Origin of the sequence: Pseudactinotalea sp. Z1739 (genome assembly GCF_049725055.1) — a bacterium.
Lineage (GTDB): Bacteria > Actinomycetota > Actinomycetes > Actinomycetales > Beutenbergiaceae > CALKWS01.
Genome location: NZ_JBMPQA010000004.1, coordinates 111,480 through 131,841, shown reverse-complemented (window position 1 = coordinate 131,841; position 20,362 = coordinate 111,480). Strand labels below are relative to the sequence as shown.

Below are 20,362 nucleotides of genomic sequence, written 5' to 3'. Positions count from 1 at the left end.
ACGGACGCGATCAGCGCTGGTGCTCCTGCAGTTCCTCGGGGGCCTCGCCCTCCTCCACCTCGCCGTTGTTGACCTTCATGATCCCGAACTCGTCCTGCCACTGCTTCGGGGCGAAGGGGCGGAACAGGTGGTAGAAGCCGATCGCCACGATGGTGCCCAGGGCGATGCCGGTGATGGAGAAGGACTCGGTGAACTCCAGCGACACATCCCCCACCCCGATGATCAGCCCGGCGGCCAGGGGCACCATGTTGACAGGGTTGGCGAAGCTGACGTTGTTGTCCACCCAGATCTTCGCCCCGAGCAGCCCGATCATGCCGTACAGCACCACCGTGATGCCCCCGAGCACGCCGTCGGGGACCGCGGCGACCGCGGCACCGAACTTGGGTGAGAAGCCGAACAGGATCGCCACCAGCGCGGCCACGTAGTACGCGGCGGTGGAGTAGACGCGGGTGGCGGCCATCACCCCGATGTTCTCGGCGTAGGTGGTGGTCGGGGAGGAGCCCACGAAACCGGCCAGGGTGGTGGCCACACCGTCACCGATGAAGGCCCGGCCCATGTACGGGTTCAGGTCGCTGCCGGTCATCTCCTGCACGGCCTTGACGTGGCCGGCGTTCTCGGCGACCAGGGCGATCACGCCGGGTACCACGAGCAGGATGAAGGTGGCGGAGAAGGTGGGTAGGTGCGCGCCGGCCAGCACGGTGCCGTCGGGCTGGGTGATCGTCTGGGGCAGACCGAACCAGGCGGCGTCGGCGACGGCGGAGAAGTCTACCCGGTTGACGGACTCACCGGCCTCGTTCACCTGTCCGCCGTCGATGAGGTCGAAGATCCAGGAGATCACCGTGCCGAAGATCAGGCCGAGCAGCACCGCGACCCGGCCGAGGAAGCCGCGCACCACCACCGCGGCGAAGATGACGAAGATCATCGTCAGCACGGCCGCCCACTGATCGGCCGGCCAGTAGATCCCGGCGACCACCGGGGCCAGGTTGAACCCGATGAGCATGACGACGGCGCCGGTCACCGCCGGCGGGAGCACCTTGTTCAGGTAGTGCCCGCCGATGAAGTGCACGATGAGCCCGATGCCGATCAGGAGCAGCCCGGCGATCAGGAACGCGCCGGTGACGTCGGCGCTGTCGCCGCCCTGGGCGCGGATCGCGGCCGCGGCGGCCACGAAGGCGGCGCTGGTGCCGAGGTAGGAGGGGATCTTGTTCTTGACGATGAGCAGGAAGATGATCGTGCCGATACCGGACATCATCACCGCGAGCTGCGGGTTCAGGCCCATGATGATCGGGAAGACGAACGTGGCCCCGAACATCGCCACGACGTGCTGGCCCCCCAGCCCGACGGTGCGCGGCCAGGACAACCGTTCATCGGGGGCGACGACCGCACCGGGCGGAGGTGTCTTCCCCTCGTTGTACAACTTCCAGATCGCCATGTGTGACTCCTCTTTCGTGCCGGGGCTACTCTGCACCCGAACGCTGGGACTGTGGCGCGAAACACAGTAGGTAGCAGACTACGCAGCCACTCCTGCGCCGGGCATTGGCAACAACTCACAGGGCGGACCGGAGCGCCTTAGCGGGTCCTTACCAGAGCGCTAGAAGAGGACCTCGTGCTCGACGGGCTCGGTGCGGGCGATCAGCCGACCGCCCCGGTAGGAGCCGACCACCGGGGCGTTGAAACTGAGCGCCTCGTACCAGGAGGGGGCGTCGAAGATGACGAAGTCGGCACTGTGGCCCACCTCGATGCCGTAGTCGGACAGGTTCAGGGTGCGCGCGGCGTTGTGGGTGATGAACCGGTAGGAATCGACGATCTGCTGGTGGCCCATCATCTGCGTCACGTGCAGGCCGTTGAAGACCACGTCGCGCAGGTTCCCGGTGCCCAGGGGGTTCCACGGGTCGACGATGTCGTCCTGGCCGAAGCTGACGTTCAGGCCGGCCTCGGTGAGTTCTTTGACCCGGGTGACCCCGCGACGTTTCGGGTAGGTGTCGGTGCGGGCCTGCAGGTGGGTGTTCACCAGCGGGTTGGACACGAAGTTGATGCCGGACAGCGTCAGCACGCGCATCAGCCGGTTGACGTAGGCGTTGTTGTAGGAGTGCATCGCCGTGGTGTGGCTGGCGGTGACCCGGGCGCCCATCTGGTTCTCATACGCCAGGGTGGCCAGCGTCTCCAGCCCGCGGGAGGCCTCGTCGTCGGTCTCGTCGCAGTGCACGTCGACCAGGAGGTCGAACTCCAGGGCGAGGTCGACGGCGTAGCGCAGCGAACTGACCGAGTACTCCCGGGTGAACTCGAAGTGGGGGATCGCCCCGATCACGTCCACCCCCATCGAGGCGGCCTCGCGCATCAGGTCACGCCCGTTGGGGTAGGACTCGATGCCCTCCTGGGGGAAGGCCACCAGTTGCAGCGTGACGAAGTCGGCCAGTTCCTCCCGCAGTTCCAGCAGGGCGCGCAGCGCGGTGAGACCGGGGTCGGTGACGTCGACGTGGGTGCGCACGTACTGCACGCCGAAGCGGGCCTGTTGGCGTACCGCCCGGTTGACCCGCTCCTTGACGTCGGCGACGGTCAGGTCCCGCTTTCGCTCACTCCACACCTCGATGCCCTCGAACAGGGTTCCGGAGGCGTTCCAGCGCGGCTGGCCGGCGGTCATGGCCGAGTCCAGGTGCACGTGCGACTCGATGATCGGCGGCAGCACCAGCCGCCCGCCGCCGGGCACCACGGTCTCCCCGGGGGCCGGCTCGAGTCCGGGACCGATCTCGGTGAAGTAACCCTCGGCGATCCGCAGGTCGGTGGAGTCGGGGTTGTCCTCGAGGTGGACGTCCTTGATCAGCAGGTTCAACGAGCGTCCTCCCCCGGTGCCTCGGCTGTCACGTGCTCGGCGGTGCCGTGCTGCGCGGCGGTGCCGTGCTGGGCAGCAGTGCCGTGCTCGGAGGAGTCCGACCCGATGACGCCGTTCAGGGCCCGCCCGATGAGGTAGCAGATCAGGGCGACCGCCATGGCGTTCAGGGCGCCGATACCCACCGGGATGAACCAGCCGGCCAGGCCGCCGGCCACGATGCCCACCAGCCCGCCGGGAACCACGGTCCGTGACGGCGGGCGAGCGGGGTCATAGGAGCGACGGTTCACCAGGTAGTCGGCGATGATGATCGCCCCGATCGGCGGCAGCGTGGCGTTGAGGAAACTCAGCCAGCCGATGAAGTTGTCGTACAGCCACAGCGAGCCGACGGTGCCGAGGACGCCGGCGATGAGCACCAGCGGCTTCTTGTTGATCTTGGTGACGTTGGCGTACCCCAGACCGGTTGTGTACAGGGCGTTGTTGTTGGTGGTCCAGATGTTCGCACCGAGCACGATCAGCGCGGGGATGGCCAGACCCTGGGCGATCATCACGTAGAAGATGTCGTCCTGGCCGGTGAAGGCCCCGCCCACGGCCCCGAAACTGAACATCAGGGTGTTACCGAGGAAGAACGCGACCACGGTGGTGACGATGGCGGAGAGCGGGGTGCGGGCGAACCGGGTGAAGTTCGGGGTGGCGGTGCCGCCGGAGATGAAGGACCCGATCACCATCCCGATGCCGACCACCAGGGGCATCCCGGTGGAGGTGGCGAAGACCTCGTTGACGCCGCCGCCCTCACTGATCGCGGTGAACATCGAGTAGGTCCCCAGCCCGGCGATCAACGGCACCGAGATGAAACTGACGATCTCGATGGCCTTGATTCCGAAGTAGGCCGAGGCGGTCATGAAGGCACCGGAGACGAAGACGATCACCCACGGGCTGGTGCCGAGCATCTCCGCGGTGGGCCGGGCGAACATCGCCACGCCGACGCCGAACCAGCCCATCTGGGTCAGCGCGATGAGGAAGGAGGGCAGGTAGGAGCCCTTGGTGCCGAACGCGCGCTGGGCGAGCAGGTCGAAACCCATCCCGGTCTTGGCGCCCATGAAGCCGAGCGCCCCGGTGTACGCGCCGAGGATGATGCCGCCGATCATCACCGCCCACACGTAGTCGGCGTAGTCCAGGCCGTTGCCCAGGCTGGCGCCCACGCTCATGGAAGCCGAGAAGAAGGTGAAGCCCAGCATCACGAAGCCCACCGACCAGAAACTTCTGCGGCGGTGCAGTGGGACCGGTTCGAAGGAGAAGTCGGAGTCTTGCCGTGCTGTGGAGGTCGTCGTCATCGCTCATCCTGTCGGTGTGGTGCCGTGAGCGTAGGGGCTCCGGCGGTGTGAGCGTAGGGCACCCGGCGGTGTTCAGGTGGGCGAACCACCACGAACGCTGCGAACTTCAGTGGGTTCAACGCCGCGTCGGGCCGTAGGGCCGCAGCCGGTGCGCGCGCAGGGCCACGGCCAGGTCCAGACGCAGGTGTGCGTCGGAGGTGAACGGTCCCACCAGGCGCTCAAGTTTGGAGATCCGGTACCGCAGGGTGTTGTAGTGGAAGTGCAGATCGCGGGCGGTCTCGGCGACGTTCAGGTTGTGCGCCAGGAGGGAGTCCAGGGTCTGGCGCAGGTCCTCGGCCTCGGGGGTGTCCTCGGCCAGATCGGCGAGGACGTCGGTGATGAAGGAGTCGATCTCGGCCGGGTCCGACACCAGGCTGAGCAGGCGCTGCACACCGAGGGCGTCGAACTCCACCAGCGCTCCCGGGCCGTGCTGCCAGCGGCCCACCCGCACGGCACTGCGAGCCTGTTCGTAGCCGCGCCGCAGGTCCGCCACGTCATGGACCACCCGGGAGATGCCGGTGCAGAAACTCTGCCGCCCGCCCCCGCCGTCACCGGAGACCGCGGCGACGAAGCCGCGGGCGATGCTCTCGGCGTCGGTGGGCGCCCCGGCCGGCACCCCGATCAGGGCCACCACCTCACTGCTCAGGCTCACCACCGCCGCCGCCGGGTCCTTGGCCGTCACGATCGAGCGCCAGGCTGCGGCGAAGCGGTCCTGCGGCGGTTGCGGCCGGTCCCCGCTGCCGGCGAATCGTGGGGCCGGGTCGTCGTGCTCGGCCACCAGCACCACGAACGGACGCTCCAGGTCCCAACCCAGCCCGCGGGCGTGCGCCAGCACCTGATCACGGTCCCCGGCCCGGCCCATCAGCACATCACGCAGGAAGTCGCCCTGGTACTTGCCCTCCACCGCGGACAGCTCCCGCTGCTTGGACAGGCTCAGCGCCACCACGATCGCGGCCCGTTCGATGGCGTGCACATCCACCTGGCGCAGTGGCCGCTCGGCGGAGGTGGCGACCAGGCGGCCGTGGTCGTAACGCCCGGCCACCACCGGCACCACGATCCGGTGCGGGGGTCCGGCGCCGTAGCCGTAGGCCAGGTCCTCCACCAGCACCCGGCCGCTGGCCTCGCGCCGCAGGCCGTCCTCGGCGGATCCGGCGCCGGCCTCGGTGAGCACCCGCCCGTCCGCCGTGGTCACCATGATGCGCGCATCGATCAGCGTGGCGAGCCGGTTGGTCACGTCGGCCAGGGTGCCGCCGGCGGCCACCAGGTGCAGCAGTTCGCGGTGCAGGCGCTCGGATCCGGCCAGCAGCGCACTCTGGCGGTCCAGCACCTCGGTGAAGACGGCGGTGAGCACCTCATCGAAGCTGATGTCCGGCAGGGCCAGGATCGGAAAGCCCCGGCGGTCGGCCTCGACGATGACCGCCTCGGGCAACTCGTCCAGGTAGCGGCCCAGTTTGATCGCCAGGCCGGCCAGGTGCCGGTCGTCGAACTCCGCGATCAGCGAGGGCAGCACCTGCGGGGTCTCCCGGATCGCGTACCCGGTGGTGATCAGCAGTTCGCGCGGCTTCACCCACGCGGTGATGTCGGGGACCTCCATCACGTTCGCCCGTTCGATGCGCCGGTCCAGCCCGGTGGCGCCGGCGAGCACGCGGGTTCCGGCCAGGGCGGGCAGGCTCACCAACTCGGCGACGGTGATGCCGTACCCCCACTCACCCTCGAGAACCTTTGGAAGAATGTGTGGACTCGGAGCGGCATCATTGGCAACTTCGACCATGGGTCGAGCGTACCGCTGCGCACTACCGTCGGTGCCACGGCTGCGGGAGGTGATGGGTGTGCTGACCACTCGGGCCGACCGTGCCCTCGCCGCCACGCTCGCGGGCGCGCCGCGCCGGTTGCGGGTGCTGCTGCAGACCTCGGCCGCGGCCTACCTCGGTTTCATGGACGGCGACGACGGCGACGACGGCGACGACGGCGACGCCGGCGCGCGTGGCGACGGCGCCGACCCGTGCGTGGTGCTCGTGGACGACGGCGGCATCGTGGTCCCGGATGCGGTGCGCCTGCCGCCCGGGCTGACCGGTCGCCGGCTGCTGGCGCCGCACCTGGACGGCGGCGCCCCGCTCGTCGTCGGGGGTGGACGGGTGCGGTGCGGGCCGCGCGAGGTGGCGGTGCAGGCAGATCTGGATCTGCGCATCGGGGCGCTGCCCGCCGCAGCGTCGTCGTGGGCGATCACGCAGATCGCCGACGTGTTGCGCACCGCGGCGCCGCGTTCACTCCGCCCGGTTGACCGGTCGCACCGGACTACTCGCGCCAGGTCGGCTGCCGGCGCCGGGCCCTGGCCCACCATCACCCACCAGTGGAGTTCGGGGTTCGCCGACCCGGCCACCCTGGTCACCGACGCACCCGGCCTGATCGGGCGCGGGCCGGGCGTGACCCCCAGCGGGGATGACATCCTGGCCGGCGCGATCCTGGCCCATACCGCGCTGGGCACCCCGGGGATCGGCGCGGCAGCGGCCCGGATCGTCCAACTCAGCGCCGGCCGCACCACCGCCGCGGCCGTGACCTCCACCCGCGGGGCCGCGGACGCCCGTGCCGCCGAACCACTGCGGCGGGCACTGGTCGCCCTGGCCGCCGGCGGCGACGCCGGACCCGAACTGCGCTCGGTGCTGGCGCTGGGCCACACCTCGGGGGCTGACCTGCTCCGGGGACTGCATGACGCATTGATCGCGACCACACACGTCGCGGCAGAAAGGAAGGTCTCGTGACCACTCACGTCGAGGTGCGAGGTGGCCAGTACATCGATTCGGTCTCCCTGATGCAGGTGAGCGCGGCCGTGGCCGGTGGCCCCGGGGTGAGCCGGGCGAACGTGGCGATGGCCACCGAACTGAACCTGGACCTGCTCGCCGGCATGGGCTTTGAGATCCCGGCCGAGGCCAGCCCCAACGATCTGGTCGTGGCGATCGAGGCCGAGGACGACGACGCCGTCGCCGCGGCGCTGGCGCAGGTCGAGGCCCAGATCGCGGCCATCGGCCAGGCCGGTTCGGGGGCAGGCTCCTTCTCCGGCGAGCCCGCCCCCCGCAGCGCCGGCTGGGCGGTGCGCCGCACCGGGGCCCCGTTGACGGTGGTCTCGGTGCCCGGCCCGCACGCCTACGTCCAGGCCGCCGGTGCGCTCGCCGAGGGCAGTTCGGTGATGATCTTCAGCGACAACGTGCCGATCGAGCAGGAGATCGCGTTGAAGGACCTGGCCGCGGAGCGGGACCTGCTCGTGATGGGCCCGGACTGTGGCACCGCCGTGGTGGGCGGCGTGGGCCTGGGCTTCGCGAACCACCTGGCCCGCGGCCCGGTCGGGGTGGCGGCCGCCTCCGGCACCGGCGCCCAGCACCTGACCAGCCTGCTGCACACCGCCGGGGTGGGCATCTCGCACTGCCTGGGTCTGGGTGGGCGGGACCTGTCGGAGCTGGTGGCCGGCCGCTCGGCGCGCGCAGCGCTGGCGGCCCTGGACGCCGATGAGCAGACCGAGGTCATCGTGCTGGTGTCCAAACCCCCGCACCCGGGGGTCGCGGCCGACCTGCGCGAGTTCGCCGCCGGCTTGGCCACCCCGGTGCTGTTCGCGCTACTCGGGGAGGGCCAACCCACCATCACCGAGGCCGCCGAGGCGGTGCTGGACCACCTGGACCGGCCGGTTCCGCAGTGGCCGGTGTGGTCCCCGCCCGCAGCTGAGCCGGCGGCCGGCCAGCCTGACGGCCAGTCGGCCACCCGATCCGACGGTCAGCCGGCTGAGCGGCGAGCCGCGCAGCCGGATGCACAGCCCACCGGCCAGCCGGGCCTGCTGCGCGGGCTGTTCGCCGGCGGCACGCTGTGCGACGAGGCGATGATCGTGGCCGGCGAATCGCTCGGGCCGATCCACTCCAACATCCCCCTGCACCCGGACCTGGCGCTGCCGGCGGACCTGCGCCACGACGGGCACCTGATGGTCGACTTCGGCGACGACGAACTCACCCAGGGCCGCCCGCACCCGATGATCGACGGCGGGCTGCGCCTGGCCCGCATCGCCGAGGAGGCCGCCGACCCCCGGACCCGGGTGATCCTGCTCGATGTCGTCCTCGGGTACAGCGCGCACGAGAACCCGGCGGGCGAACTCGCCCCGGCGCTCGAAGCAGCCCTCGCCACGGCGCGGGCGGACGGTCGCCGCCTCGACGTCGTCGTCTCCTTGTGCGGCACCGACGCCGACCCCCAGGGCCTGCACCGGCAGGCGGAGACACTGCGCGATGCCGGCGCCGTCGTCCACACGTCCAACGCCGCCGCGGCACGATTCGCCGCCGACCTCGTCAAGGAAGGTGCCTGATGTCCACCCGCGAACTGCTGTCCGCCCCACCCTCGGTCGTGGCCGTGGGGGCCTCGCTGCTCTCGGAGGGGATGCGCGCCCAGGGTGTCGACGTCACCGACGTGCAGTGGGCGCCCCCGGCCGACGGGACGAGTGAGCCGCTGAGCCGGGTGGTCGCCGATCCGCGGCGCGCCCGGGCCAACGCCACCGCCGTGGAGCGGATGATGGCCGCCGGCGCCGAACTCATCGACGTGCGGCCCGCGCATGAGGCGGTCGGGCTGGAGCGCGGCCACTTCCTGCACGCCGGGCCCCCGATCGAGTGGGAGCGGATGTCCGGTCCGTTGCGCGGCGCGATGATCGGGGCGGTGCTGTTCGAGGGTCTGGCCCGCACCCCGGAGGAGGCCGAGGCCGAACTGGCCCGCGGCACCTTCACGTTCGAGCCATGCCACCACCGCGGCGCCGTCGGCCCGATGGCCGGGGTGGTGAGCTCGTCGATGTGGATGTTCGAACTCACCGACCCCGCCTCCGGGCGGCGCTCCTGGTGCTCGCTGAACGAGGGCCTGGGCAAGGTGCTGCGCTACGGCGCCTACGAGGAGAGCGTCATCACCCGGCTGCGCTGGATGACCGAGGTGCTCGGCCCGATCCTGCGGGACGGGGTCCGTGCCACCGGCAGCATCGACATCATGGCGATCATCGCCCAGATGGTGCAGATGGGCGATGAGGGCCACAACCGCAACCGGGCCGGCACGCTGATGTTCATGCGGGACGTGCTGCCCGCGGTGGTGGAGTCCGGTGCCTCCCCGGCCGACGTCGCCGAGGTGGTCCGGTTCATCGGGGGCAACGATCATTTCTTCCTGAACCTGGGCATGCCCGCGTGCAAACTCCTCACCAGCGCCGGCGCCGGCGTCCCCGGGTCCTCGGTGGTGACCGTGATGGCCCGCAACGGTACCGACTTCGGGATCCAGACCTCCGGCACCGGCGACCAGTGGTTCACCGGCCCGGCGAACACCCCCGAGGGGCTCTTCCTCGGTGACTTCGGGCCGCAGGACGCCAACCCCGACATCGGGGACTCGGCGATCACCGAGACCGCCGGCATCGGAGGGTTCGTGATGGCCACGGCCCCGGCGATCGTGCGGTTCGTGGGCGGGGAGGTGCCCGACGCGCTGGAGGCGACCCGGCTGATGTACCAGATCACCACCGCGGAGAACCCCCGGTTCGGGGTGCCGATCCTGTCCTTCCGGGGCGCCCCCACCGGCATCGACGTGGCCAAGGTGGTCGAGACCGGTGTGCTGCCGCAGATCAACACCGGCATGGCCGGGCGCCTCGCCGGCGTCGGGCAGGTGGGGGCGGGGTTGGTGAACCCGCCGGCGGAGTGCTTCGAGGGAGCGATCGCGGCGCTGGCCGAGCAAGCGGAGGATCCCGTGCGGATCGCGTAGCGGATGGGATGAGTACACCGCCTTCTGGACCTACCACCCGGACGCCGGGCTCAGTCTCACGAGCAGCCAGACTGACCTGTGAGGCTGGTTGGCAGCACTTGCACGAGGTTTCCAGGTAGACCTGGACATCGAGTCCTGAGCGAATTGCTCCGGATCCGCCGTCGCATAGTCAGGCCGCGTCGATCCGGTCCATCAACTCCTCCAGCGCCGCCACGCTGTGCCCGGACACGAACGCGTCGATGTGGCCGAGCACGGCCCGCATCCCCGCGGTGAGCGGTTCATAGCCGGGCCGGGCCCGGTGCGGGTTCACCCAGATCACCGTGTGCGCCAACCGCCGCAGCCGCCGGGCCTGGGTGGCGAGCAGGTCGGCACCGCCGCGCTCCCAGCCGTCGGAGAACACCACGACGACGGCGCCCCGGGCCATCCCGCGCTGGCCCCACCGGTCCAGGAAGGTCTTGAGTTCGGTGCCCAGCCTGGTGCCGCCGGCCCAGTCCGAGACCCGGGAACCGGCGCGGTCCAACGCAGCCTGGGGGTCGAGCGCGCCCAGGGGCTCGGTGAGCCGGGTCAGCCGGGTGCCCACGGAGAACACCTCGCTGTCCCGGCCGCTGCGGCGCAGCGCGTGCCCGAACAGCAGGTAGGAGTCGGCGTAGGACGTCATCGACCCGGACACGTCCACCAGCGCCACCACCCGGCGGCGGCGGTGGGTGTGGGTGCGGTGACGCCAGCGGATCGTCTCCCCGCCCAGCCGCATGGCCTCCCGGGCCATCGCGCGCAGGTCGGTCCGGCCCCGCCGGCCCGGGCGGGTGCGGCGGGTGCGCCGGGTGGCGGGACGACGGCGTAGCCGTGCGATGAGGCGGTGGGCGAACTCCCGGTCGGCTGCTGTGAGTTCGCTCAGGTCACGGCTGCGCAGGATCTCGGTCCTGCTGGCGGTCGGTGGCGGGGTGTCGGCGTCGGGGTCGCCGGCCAGACCGTCGGAGAGTTCCAGGCGGTCCCGCAGCACCGGCTCCAGTGGCCTGGGGCGCACCTGCTTCACCCAGGAACGGTCGCTGAACCACGCCTCGAACGCACGGTCGTAGGTGCGCGCGTCGGTGGGGGAGGTGCAGAACGCCAGCCGGCCCGCCCAGTACAGGTGGCGCCGGGAGGGCTCGCCGAGCGCGCCGGTCGCCGTCAACGCCGCCGCGACGGCCCCACCGGGTACCGCCATCCCGTGCCGGCGCAACGCCGCGGCCAGGCCGACCAGCTCGGCCTCCAGCGCCGGGACCGCGCTCACACCGATCCAGCCACCAGTTCGCCCAGGCGCGGCAGCACCGCCTCCTGGTCCTCGTGGTACTTCAGCACCGCGCCCAGGGTGCGCGCGGCCGTCTCGACGTCGATCTCACCGGCCCCGATCGCGACCAGGGTGGTGGCCCAGTCGATGCTCTCCGACACCCCCGGGGGCTTGAGCAGATCAACCTCGCGCAGCGCGCCCACGATCCGGGCCACCCCCTCGGCCACCGCCTGGGTCGCCTCGGGAACGCGGGAGCGCACGATGGCGACCTCGCGTTCGATGCCCGGGTGCGGCAGCCAGTGGTAGTAGCAGCGGCGCTTCAGCGCGTCGTGGACGTCCCGGGTGCGGTTGCTGGTCAGGATCACCAGCGGGGGCACCTCGGCACGGACCACGCCGAACTCGGGGATGGAGACGGTGAAGTCCGCGAGCAGTTCGAGCAGGAAGGCCTCGAACTCGTCATCGGCCCGGTCGATCTCATCGATCAGCAGCACCGAGGGCACCTGCAGGGCCCGCAGCAGCGGCCGCTCGAGCAGGAACCGGCGCGTCCACAACCCGCTCTCCAACGCCTTGGCGTCGGTGACGTCCCCGGCGGCGGCGCTCGCGCGCACGTGCAGGAGCTGGCGGGGGTAGTCCCAGTCGTACAGGGCCTGGGCGGCGTCGATGCCCTCGTAGCACTGCAGCCGGACGAGTTCGCGGCCCAGCACGGTGGCCATGGCCTGGGCCAGCGCGGTCTTGCCCACGCCCGGCTCACCCTCGCAGAACAGCGGCCGCTGGGTGCGCCAGGCGACCCAGGCCGCGGTGCTGGTGCCCTCATCGGCGAGGTAACCGGCGTCGTGCAGACGCGTGGTGAGTGTATCGATGTCCTCGATCAACGCCGTTCCTCCTTGGCTAACCCGGCCCGGTCACGTGTGCGGCGCCGGGTCCCAGCGGCTGGTCAGCGGCGCGGCTCCCGCCAGTGCCGCGATGTCCGGCCGCCGGTCGGCGAAACGGGTGGCCGCCTCGAACATCCTGCCCACTTCCAGGACCCGCAGGTCCGCCCGGTGCGGGCCGATGATCTGCAGCCCCACCGGGAGCCCCTCGGGGGTGAAGCCTCCGGGCACCGACAGCGCCGGGGCGCCGGTGATGCTGATGATGTAGGCCGACGCCATCCACTCAAGGTAGTCGGGCTGGTCCACCCCGGCGATCTGCATCGGGTACTCCAGTTCGACGTCGAACGGCACGGTCTGGCTCACCGGGGCCAGCAGCACGTCGTAGTCGGCGAAGAAGCGGTGCATGCGCGCGAACAGCGCCCCGTGGTGTGCCTCGGCCGCGGCGATCTGGCGTCCGGTCAGGTTCCGCCCGGCCTCGGCGTTGGCCACCACGCTGGGTTTGAACTGATCGGGGTGGGCCTCGATCCGGTCGGCGAAGTTGTGCTGGAACTGCCAGGCGCGCAACGTGCGGAAGGTCTCGGCCGCACCGGACAGGTCCGGGCTGATCTCGGTGACCGCACAGCCCAGGTCGGCGAAGGTCCCCACGTTGGCGCGCAGTACCTGCAGGACCGCCTCGTCCACCGGTACCAGGCCGCCGAAGTCCGGCGTCCAGGCCACTCGGAGCCGGGTCGGGTCGGCAGGCTCGGGATGGGCGAAGGTCTGGCCGGGCTCGCTCAGCGCGATCGGGACGCGGTCGTCCGGGCCGGCCTGCACCGACAGCAGCAGCGCGAGGTCGTCGATGTCACGGGCCATCGGGCCCTGCACGCTGAGCGTCGACCACGGCAGCACCGCTGGGTGGGTGGGCACCCGCCCGGGGGAGGGACGCAGTCCCACCACGTTGCAGAAGGACGCGGGGTTGCGCAGGGAACCGCCCATGTCGCTGCCGTCGGCGAGCGCGTGCATCCCGGTGGCCAGGGCGGCCCCGGCACCCCCGCTGCTGCCCCCGGCGGACTTGTCCAGGGCGTAGGGGTTGCGGGTGACGCCGAACAGCGGGTTGAAACTGTGCGAACCCGCCGCGAACTCCGGCACGTTCGTCTTGCCGAAGCTGACCGCACCGGCGGTGCGCATCCGTGCCACGACGAGTTCGTCGTCGTCGGGGATGTCGTGGGCGTGCAGCGGTGAGCCGTGGGTGGTGCGGATGCCGCCGGTGACGTGGGTGTCCTTGTGCGCCACCGGCAGGCCGTGCAGCGGGCCGTCGGGGCCCTGGCGCACCAGCCGCTCATCGGCACGGCGGGCGGCGTCCAGGGCGCGCTCGGGGTCGAGGCTGACCACCGCGTTCACGGCAGGGTTGACGGCGCCGATGCGCTCGAGGGTGGCCCGCATCAGTTCCTCGGCGCTGATCCGGCGTTCCCGCAGGGCACGGAGTTGGTCGCGGGCGGACCAGAAGCACAGGTCGCCGCGCTCAGTCATGGCGCACCATCCGCCGCATCGTCATCGCCTGACCTTCCTCGAACCAGACCGGGTGTTGCTCGCGTCACCTTAACCCGGTCGACGGCGACGGGGCCCGGCAGTTGCGGGTGATCGGGAGCGGTTCGGTCGCTCCCGACAAATCGCTGCCCGGCGAACTGGCACCAATCGCTCAGTGCCGCTGCAGGCGTGTTCGGCCGGTGATCGGACTTTCATCGCATTGGACTACCCGGGCAGGGGTTTTCCGGCAGGTGTTGCCGAAGAAGTCGGCGGGTGGGTCGCGGTTCAATCGGGGCACGTACAACGTTTGGAGTTGCATGGGCGCCACTCGCCGTATCCGGATCGGCATCGATACCGGGGGAACGTTCACCGACGTCGTCGCCGTTGACGAGGACACCGGGGAACTGACCACCACCAAGACGCCCTCGACTCCGGCCGATCCCGCCGAGGGGTTCATCGCGGGCATCGAGAAGGTCCTGCAGGCCACCGGGCTGACGGGTGCGTCGGTCTCCGCCGTGTCGCACGGCACCACCGTGGCCACGAACAAGCTGCTGGAGGAGAAGGTCGAGAACCTCGGGTTCATCACCACCGAGGGCTACCTGCACATGCTGGAGATCGCCCGCCAGTCGGTGCCGGACGGGTACGGGAACAGCTACTTCTGGGTCAAGCCGGACCGGATCGTGCCGGTGGACCTGGTCCGCACGGTGGGCGGGCGGCTGGCCGCGGATGGCTCCGAGGTGCGCCCGCTGGACATCGAGGACGTGGTCGCCGCCGCCCGCTACTTCCGCGACCGCGGCATCACCAGCATCGGGGTGTCGCTGCTGCACTCCTACGCCAACCCCGCCCACGAGGAGCACCTGGCGCAGATCATCGCCGGAGAGTACCCGCAAGCCGACATCTCGCTGTCCTCGCGGGTGCTGCGGGAGTACCGCGAGTACGAGCGGTCGGTGACCACGCTGGTGGATGCGGCGGTCAAGCCGAACATCCGCACCTACGTCACCAACATCTCCGCCCAGTTGCACCGGTTCACGGCCAGTTCCGGGGGCGCACCGGAGAGCGACGACGACGGTCCGGCCGGCAGCCCGGACGGCGCCACCGCGGGGGGTGGACCCGGAAGCGACGACAAGAACGACGACGCACCGCCCCCCAGCCCGGCCGGCACCACCGCGGGTGCTGCCCCGCGCGGGTTGCCGTTCTACGTGATGAAGTCCAACGGGGGTGTGCTCTCGGCCGAGGAAGTGGTGCACCAGCCGATCACCACCGTGCTGTCCGGACCTGCCGCCGGCGCCCTGGGGGCAGCGGTGATCGCACGGCGTGCCGGGTTCCCCAGCGTGCTGACCCTGGACGGCGGCGGCACGTCCACCGACGTCTCCGTGGTGCTGGACGGCCACCCGGCCCTGACCACCGAGGGGCACGTGGGGCCCTACCCGAGCAAGATCCCGATGATCGACGTGGTCACCGTCGGCGCCGGCGGCGGCTCGGTGGCCCACATCAGCCCCGAGGGCACCCTGAAGGTGGGGCCACGCTCGGCCGGCGCCGATCCGGGACCGATGTGTTACGCCCAGGGCGGGACGGAGCCGACCATCACCGACGCCCACGTGATCCTGGGACGGATCCCACCGCACCTGCTCGGCGGGGAGATCCCCCTGGACGTGGAGTCGGCCCGCAGCGGCGTCGCGGACCTGGCGGCCAGGCTCGGACTGGGGGTGGAGGAGGCCGCCCGCGGGATCCTGGAGATCTCGGCCTGGAACCAGGCCAACGCGCTGCGTCAGGTCACCGTGCAGCGGGGACTGGACGCCCGCGACTTCCCGATGGTCACCTTCGGCGGGTCCGGTTCGCTGCTGGCCTGCCGGCTGGTGGACATCCTCGGCCTGCGGGGCATCGTGGTGCCGCCCAACCCCGGCAACACCTCGGCCTACGGGCTGCTGACGGTCGATGTCCGCAACGACTACGTCCAGACCGCCGTGGCCCGCCACGACAACCTGGACACCACCCGTCTGCAGCAGGTCCTGGACCAGCTCGCCACCGAGGCCGACGACGCCCTGGCCCGGGAGGGGTTCGACCCCGCCGACCGCCGGTTCGAGCGCAGCGCCGACCTGCGGTACTTCGGCCAGGCCTTCGAGGTGCGGGTGCCGGTCCCCGACGGCCCGGTGGACGCCGCGTTCACCGACGCGGTGGCGCAGGCCTTCCATGCCGAGCACCGGAGCCTGTACGGCTACGACTTCCGCGGCGATGACACCCAGCAGGTGGAGTGGGTGAACCTGCGCGTCACCGGCGTGGGCCCGATCCGCAAACCCGAGGCGCACCGGATCGAGACCGGCCGCGGTGCCGAGCGGGCGGTGACCTCCCGGCGCCCGGTGTACTTCTCCGACTGGCACGACACCCCGGTCATCGACCGGCACCGCCTGGGCGCCGGCGACACCATCGAAGGCCCGGCCGTGTTCGAGGAGTTCAGCGCCACCGTGCCGCTGCACCCGGGCTTCGCCGCCCGGGTGGATGACTTCGGCAACCTGATCATCGCCCGTGTGGAGGACGCATCATGACCGAGACCCCCGACGGGAAGCACACGACGACGACTCCGCCCGCGCGTAGCGGGACGAGCCCCGGTCCGGAAACGGGCAGTGCCACGGAAGCCGGCAGTGCCACGGAAACCGGCAGCGCCACGGACGCAAGCAGTGCCACCGAAGCAGGCAGCGCCACCGAAGCAGGCAGCGCCATCCCCGCCGTCGGCCGTCGTGCCCCCGGCGGGGACGGACCGTACCGGCTCACCTCCGGCATCGACGTGGACCCGATCGTGGTCGAGATCGTGGAGGGCTACCTCGCCTCGGTGGAGAAGGAGGTGGAGACCGCGATCGGGCGCACCAGCCGCTCCCCGATGATCCGGGACGCGCACGACTACCGCGCCGGCATCCACGACAAGCACGCCCGCAAACTCACCGGCCGGTCCTACTCCGCGCTGGTGCAGCCGATCATCCGGGAATTCCCGCTGGAGAACATGCGCCCCGGGGACGTGTTCTTCCACAACGACGTCTACGCTTCCGAGGGCGGCATCGGCCACCTGCCCGACCTGTGCGTGACCGCCCCGGTGTTCTTCGACTCCGGCGACGGACCCGAGGTGGTGGCGTTCGTGCAGGCGTTCGGCCACCACGACGACATCGGCGGCGCCGTGCCCGGGTCGATGCCCAGCGGCGCCACGTCGGTGTTCGAGGAGGGCCTGATGGTCCCCCCGATCAGACTCTGGGACGAAGGGGTGCCCAACACCGCCGCCCTGCGCATCATGACCCGCAACTCCCGGATGCCCGATTCCCTGGCCGCGGACCTGGACGCGGAGTGCTCGGCGTGCCTGATGGGCGCCCGGCGGATGGGGGAGTTGTTCCAGCGGTACGGGCGCGATGAGGTCTTCGCCGCCTTCGACGCCATCCTGGACAACACCACCGCCACGTTCCGCCGCGAGATCCTCTCCCAGATCCCCACCGGCACGTTCGTGTGGGAGGACTACGCCGAGCACGACGGCGTGGACGACCCGAGGTTGCACACCCAACGGATCGCCCTGACCAAGGAGGAGACCGGCGGTCCCGACGACGGCCCCCGCCTGATCATCGACTTCACCGGCACCTCCCCGCAGGCCAAGGGACCGATCAACCACTGCGGTGACTACGCCGACGGGGCGTTCCTGAAGAAGTGGGTCGCCCCGATCCTGCGCAACCTGGCCGAGAGCCCCGAGCGGATGGCACAACTCGACGTCAACGAGGGCATCTCCCCGCTGATCGAGATGCGCTTCCCACCCAAGGGCACGTTGATCACCCCGGAGTTCCCCGCCCCCACCAACGCCCGCACCTTCGTGATCCTGCGCATCCTCGGGGTGCTCGCCGGCGCAGTCGCCAAGGCCGTGGACGGGCGGATGCCCGCCGACCAGGAGACCATCCGCTACACCGGCGTGTACGGCAACGACGACGACGGCAACCCCTACCTGATGCGGGAGGTGCTCGGCGGCGGCTCCGGCGGGCGCTACTACGCCGACGGGGAGGACACCATCCACGTGGTGCCCGACTCCCGCAACCTGCCCACCGAGTTCACCGAGTCCCGCTTCCCGTTCCGGGTGGAGAAACTGGGCCTGGCCACCGACTCCGGTGGCGCCGGGCGGTTCCGCGGCGGGCTCGGCTATGAGAAGCACATCCGGATGCTGTCCGATGGTCACTTCATGTCCATCGCCGACCGGTCCATCCTGGCCTGCTGGGGCGTCAAGGGCGGCAAGGCCGGCACCCCGTTCCAGGTCACCATCGACCCCGGCGGGGAGGCGGAGCAGGAGGTGGACGCCCTGGCCGATGCCGTCCCGGTGCGCGCCGGTCAGGTGATCCGGATCCGCACCACCGGTGGCGGCGGGTGGGGTGACCCGCTCGACCGGGACGCGGACCTGGTGGCCCGTGACGTGTGGTGGCGGAAGGTCTCCCCGCGCGCGGCCCGGGAGGATTACGGCGTGGTGCTGGCCGATGGCGGCCCGGGTGACGCGCAGGCCATGGCCGACCTGGTGGAGCCACCGGCGGTGGACGTCGAGGCCACCGCGGAGTTGCGCCGGCAGTTGCGGGCCGCCCGCGGCACCGACGAGCCGTTCTTCGACCGCGGCCCGGGTTATGCCAGCCTGTCCGGTGGTGCCCACAGTTCGCCCTACGACTACCTGTGAGGTGTGCCGATGCGCGTGGTCGTCACCGGTGCCGGCGGTAAGACGGGCCGAGCCGTCATCGCGGGGCTGCGCCGGGCCGGGCATGAGCCGATCGCCCTGGTGCGGCGCGCGGCGGCGGCCCAGGAGTTCCGCGGCCAGGGCGTGGCGGCCCGCACCGCCCACTTCACCGATGCGACGGCGTTGACCGAGGCGTTCGGTGGCGCCGACGCGGTCTATCACGTGCCCCCGAACATGCACCCGGAGGAGGACGCGATCGGGGCCCGGGTGGCCGATGCCGCGGTGGCGGCCGGGGTGCGCCGCTTCATTCTGCACTCGGTGCTGGCCCCGTACGTGCCCGCGATGCCGCACCACCTGCGCAAAGCCAGCACCGAACTGGCGCTGCGCACTCGTCCGCTGCACTGGACCATCGTGCAACCGGCCACCTACGCCCAGAACCTGCTCGGCTACCTGGAACCGGCCCGCTCGGAGGGCCGCTACCGCGTGCCGTACTCGCCCGAAGCACCCTTCACCCCGGTGGACCTGGACGACGTGGCCGATGTCGCCGTCGTCCTCCTCGAGGATGAGGCCACCATCTACGGCACGTTCGAGTTGTGCGGGCCGCAGCGACTGGATTCGCAGGATCAGGCGAGGGTGTTGGGCGACCTGGTGGGCCGGGAGGTGCACGCCACCGCCCAGCCGCTGGAGCAGTGGCGCGCCGCGATGACCGAGAACGGTCGCCCGGCCCAGGAGGTCGAGGACCTGGCCGCCATGTTCGACTGGTACGACCGGTACGGGCTGTGCGGCAGCGACCTGGCGTTGCGCGCCCTGCTGGGCCGGCGCCCCACCGACCTGACCTCCGCGCTGCACCGCGACCTGAGCCGCCCGACCCGTTAAGGAGCACACCATGGCACTTCCGCTCGATGGCATCGTCGTCGTCGACCTCTCCCGAGCCCTGGCCGGCCCGCACGCCTCGATGATGCTCGGGGATCTGGGGGCCAAGGTGATCAAGGTCGAATCCAGTGCCGGGGACGACACCCGCGGATGGGGGCCACCGTTCGTGGGGGAGGAGCAGGACATCTCCACCTACTTCCTGTCCTGCAACCGGAACAAGGAGTCCATCGTCCTGGACCTCAAGAGCGACGACGGCCGGGACACCCTGACCGCGCTGGTGCAGCGGGCTGACGTGCTGGTGGAGAACTTCCGGCCCGGGGTGCTGGACCGGCTCGGGTTCGGGGAGGAACGGTTGCGGGAGTTGAACGACCAGTTGGTGCAGCTCTCGATCAGCGGGTTCGGTCACGACGGGCCCGAGGGCGGGCGCGCGGGGTATGACCAGATCGCCCAGGGGGAGGCCGGGCTGATGTCGCTGACCGGGCCGGACCCGGACCACCCGACCCGAGTGGGGGTGCCGATCGGTGACCTGCTGGCCGGGATGTACGGCGCCTACGGGGTGGTCGCGGCGTTGCACGAGCGCAACCGCACCGGCAAGGGCACCGTGGTGCGCACCTCGCTGCTGGCGGCCATCGTCGGCGTGCACGCGTTCCAGGGCACGCGGCAGACGGTGGCCGGGCAGACTCCGCGGGCGCAGGGCAACCACCACCCCTCGATCACCCCGTACGGGCTGTTCACCTGCGCTGAGGGGATGGTGCAGATCGCGGTGGGCAGTGAGGGGTTGTGGCAGCGGTTCGCCGCCGAGTTCGGCCTGGACACCTCCGATCCGCGGTTGGCGACGAATGCCGACCGGGTCGCGAACCGGGAGGTGGTGATCGACCTGGTCAACGCCGCGTTCGCCGACCTGGGGTTGGCGGAACTGATGGAGCGGCTCAACGCCGCCGGTGTGCCCGCCGGGGAGGTGCGCACCCTGGACCGGGTCTACGACTGGGACCAGACCCGCTCCCAGGGCCTGCTCATCGACGTGGAGCACCCCGACCTCGGTACCGTGCAACTGCCCGGCCCGCCGCTGCGCTGGTTCGACGCCGAGGGGGAGCGCCGCCGGGGGGAGCACCTCGCGCCGCCGGCGCTGGGCGGTGATGAGGCGGCGATCCGGGCCTGGTTGGAACAGACGCCGCCGCGCTGACGCGCACTGAACCGCAAGCGCACCTTGGCCGG

Annotated in this window: 14 protein-coding genes; 7 read left to right on the top strand and 7 right to left on the bottom strand. The window is 71.2% G+C overall.

Translation table 11 applies throughout. The features are described 5' to 3' along the window. Positions 1-10 precede the first annotated feature (10 nt). The 4 genes from ACO0LV_RS06770 to ACO0LV_RS06755 form a co-directional block, all read right to left on the bottom strand. Positions 11-1,432, bottom strand: coding sequence for a uracil-xanthine permease family protein (locus tag ACO0LV_RS06770; protein WP_424787118.1), 1,422 nt, complete (start codon positions 1,430-1,432; stop codon positions 11-13). Positions 1,433-1,591: 159 nt separating this feature from the next. After that, entirely contained in the window at positions 1,592-2,830 is a 1,239-nt protein-coding gene (codA, locus tag ACO0LV_RS06765; protein WP_424787117.1) for a cytosine deaminase, read from the bottom strand. Next, entirely contained in the window at positions 2,827-4,161 is a 1,335-nt protein-coding gene (gene codB, locus ACO0LV_RS06760) for a cytosine permease (protein ID WP_424787116.1), read from the bottom strand. Before codB ends, codA begins: the two co-directional genes overlap by 4 nt. A gap of 115 nt (positions 4,162-4,276) precedes the next feature. Continuing rightward, entirely contained in the window at positions 4,277-5,971 is a 1,695-nt protein-coding gene (locus ACO0LV_RS06755) for a PucR family transcriptional regulator (RefSeq protein ID WP_424787115.1), read from the bottom strand. 58 nt (positions 5,972-6,029) lie between these two features. Between ACO0LV_RS06755 and ACO0LV_RS06750 the strand changes: the two genes are divergently transcribed. Genes ACO0LV_RS06750 through ACO0LV_RS06740 form a run of 3 tightly spaced genes read left to right on the top strand, consistent with a single transcriptional unit; the run spans position 6,030 to position 9,954 of the window. Continuing rightward, entirely contained in the window at positions 6,030-6,959 is a 930-nt protein-coding gene (locus ACO0LV_RS06750; protein ID WP_424787114.1) for a DUF2877 domain-containing protein, read from the top strand. Then, complete coding sequence (locus tag ACO0LV_RS06745) at positions 6,956-8,539, top strand: FdrA family protein (protein ID WP_424787113.1); 1,584 nt, start codon at positions 6,956-6,958, stop codon at positions 8,537-8,539. The genes ACO0LV_RS06750 and ACO0LV_RS06745 overlap by 4 nt, the downstream gene beginning before the upstream one ends. After that, the gene (locus ACO0LV_RS06740) at positions 8,539-9,954 is read left to right on the top strand and encodes a DUF1116 domain-containing protein (protein ID WP_424787112.1); all 1,416 of its coding nucleotides are present in this window, start codon (positions 8,539-8,541) and stop codon (positions 9,952-9,954) included. Before ACO0LV_RS06745 ends, ACO0LV_RS06740 begins: the two co-directional genes overlap by 1 nt. Before the next feature lie 169 nt (positions 9,955-10,123). On the opposite strand, the gene ACO0LV_RS06735 is transcribed toward ACO0LV_RS06740, so the two are convergent. Genes ACO0LV_RS06735 through ACO0LV_RS06725 form a run of 3 tightly spaced genes read right to left on the bottom strand, consistent with a single transcriptional unit; the run spans position 10,124 to position 13,599 of the window. After that, the gene (locus tag ACO0LV_RS06735) at positions 10,124-11,224 is read right to left on the bottom strand and encodes a vWA domain-containing protein (RefSeq protein WP_424787111.1); all 1,101 of its coding nucleotides are present in this window, start codon (positions 11,222-11,224) and stop codon (positions 10,124-10,126) included. Further along, positions 11,221-12,093 carry an AAA family ATPase gene (locus tag ACO0LV_RS06730; RefSeq protein ID WP_424787110.1) on the bottom strand — a complete coding sequence of 291 codons (873 nt, stop codon included), beginning with the start codon at positions 12,091-12,093 and terminating at the stop codon, positions 11,221-11,223. Before ACO0LV_RS06730 ends, ACO0LV_RS06735 begins: the two co-directional genes overlap by 4 nt. Before the next feature lie 30 nt (positions 12,094-12,123). After that, positions 12,124-13,599 (bottom strand): amidase, encoded by a 1,476-nt coding sequence (locus ACO0LV_RS06725; protein ID WP_424787109.1) that lies wholly within the window; start codon positions 13,597-13,599, stop codon positions 12,124-12,126. A 314-nt stretch (positions 13,600-13,913) separates the two neighbouring features. On the opposite strand from ACO0LV_RS06725, the gene ACO0LV_RS06720 reads away from it, so the two are divergent. Genes ACO0LV_RS06720 through ACO0LV_RS06705 form a run of 4 tightly spaced genes read left to right on the top strand, consistent with a single transcriptional unit; the run spans position 13,914 to position 20,330 of the window. Continuing rightward, positions 13,914-16,139: a hydantoinase/oxoprolinase family protein gene (locus ACO0LV_RS06720; RefSeq protein ID WP_424787108.1), complete on the top strand. Its 2,226-nt coding sequence runs from the start codon at positions 13,914-13,916 to the stop codon at positions 16,137-16,139. Then, positions 16,136-18,277, top strand: coding sequence for a hydantoinase B/oxoprolinase family protein (locus ACO0LV_RS06715; protein WP_424787107.1), 2,142 nt, complete (start codon positions 16,136-16,138; stop codon positions 18,275-18,277). The genes ACO0LV_RS06720 and ACO0LV_RS06715 overlap by 4 nt, the downstream gene beginning before the upstream one ends. Before the next feature lie 9 nt (positions 18,278-18,286). Further along, on the top strand, positions 18,287-19,150 hold the full coding sequence (locus ACO0LV_RS06710; RefSeq protein ID WP_424787106.1) for an SDR family oxidoreductase: 864 nt from the start codon (positions 18,287-18,289) through the stop codon (positions 19,148-19,150). A 10-nt stretch (positions 19,151-19,160) separates the two neighbouring features. Then, the gene (locus tag ACO0LV_RS06705; protein WP_424787105.1) at positions 19,161-20,330 is read left to right on the top strand and encodes a CaiB/BaiF CoA transferase family protein; all 1,170 of its coding nucleotides are present in this window, start codon (positions 19,161-19,163) and stop codon (positions 20,328-20,330) included. The last annotated feature ends 32 nt before the right edge of the window (positions 20,331-20,362 follow it).

Coding starts and splice junctions, on each gene's coding strand:
- ACO0LV_RS06770 (WP_424787118.1), bottom strand. CDS start 1,432: ATGGCGATCTGGAAGTTGTACAACGAGGGGAAGACACCTCCGCCCGGT.
- codB (WP_424787116.1), bottom strand. CDS start 4,161: ATGACGACGACCTCCACAGCACGGCAAGACTCCGACTTCTCCTTCGAA.
- ACO0LV_RS06755 (WP_424787115.1), bottom strand. CDS start 5,971: ATGGTCGAAGTTGCCAATGATGCCGCTCCGAGTCCACACATTCTTCCA.
- ACO0LV_RS06740 (WP_424787112.1), top strand. CDS start 8,539: ATGTCCACCCGCGAACTGCTGTCCGCCCCACCCTCGGTCGTGGCCGTG.
- ACO0LV_RS06725 (WP_424787109.1), bottom strand. CDS start 13,599: ATGACTGAGCGCGGCGACCTGTGCTTCTGGTCCGCCCGCGACCAACTC.
- ACO0LV_RS06720 (WP_424787108.1), top strand. CDS start 13,914: ATGGGCGCCACTCGCCGTATCCGGATCGGCATCGATACCGGGGGAACG.
- ACO0LV_RS06715 (WP_424787107.1), top strand. CDS start 16,136: ATGACCGAGACCCCCGACGGGAAGCACACGACGACGACTCCGCCCGCG.
- ACO0LV_RS06710 (WP_424787106.1), top strand. CDS start 18,287: ATGCGCGTGGTCGTCACCGGTGCCGGCGGTAAGACGGGCCGAGCCGTC.
- ACO0LV_RS06705 (WP_424787105.1), top strand. CDS start 19,161: ATGGCACTTCCGCTCGATGGCATCGTCGTCGTCGACCTCTCCCGAGCC.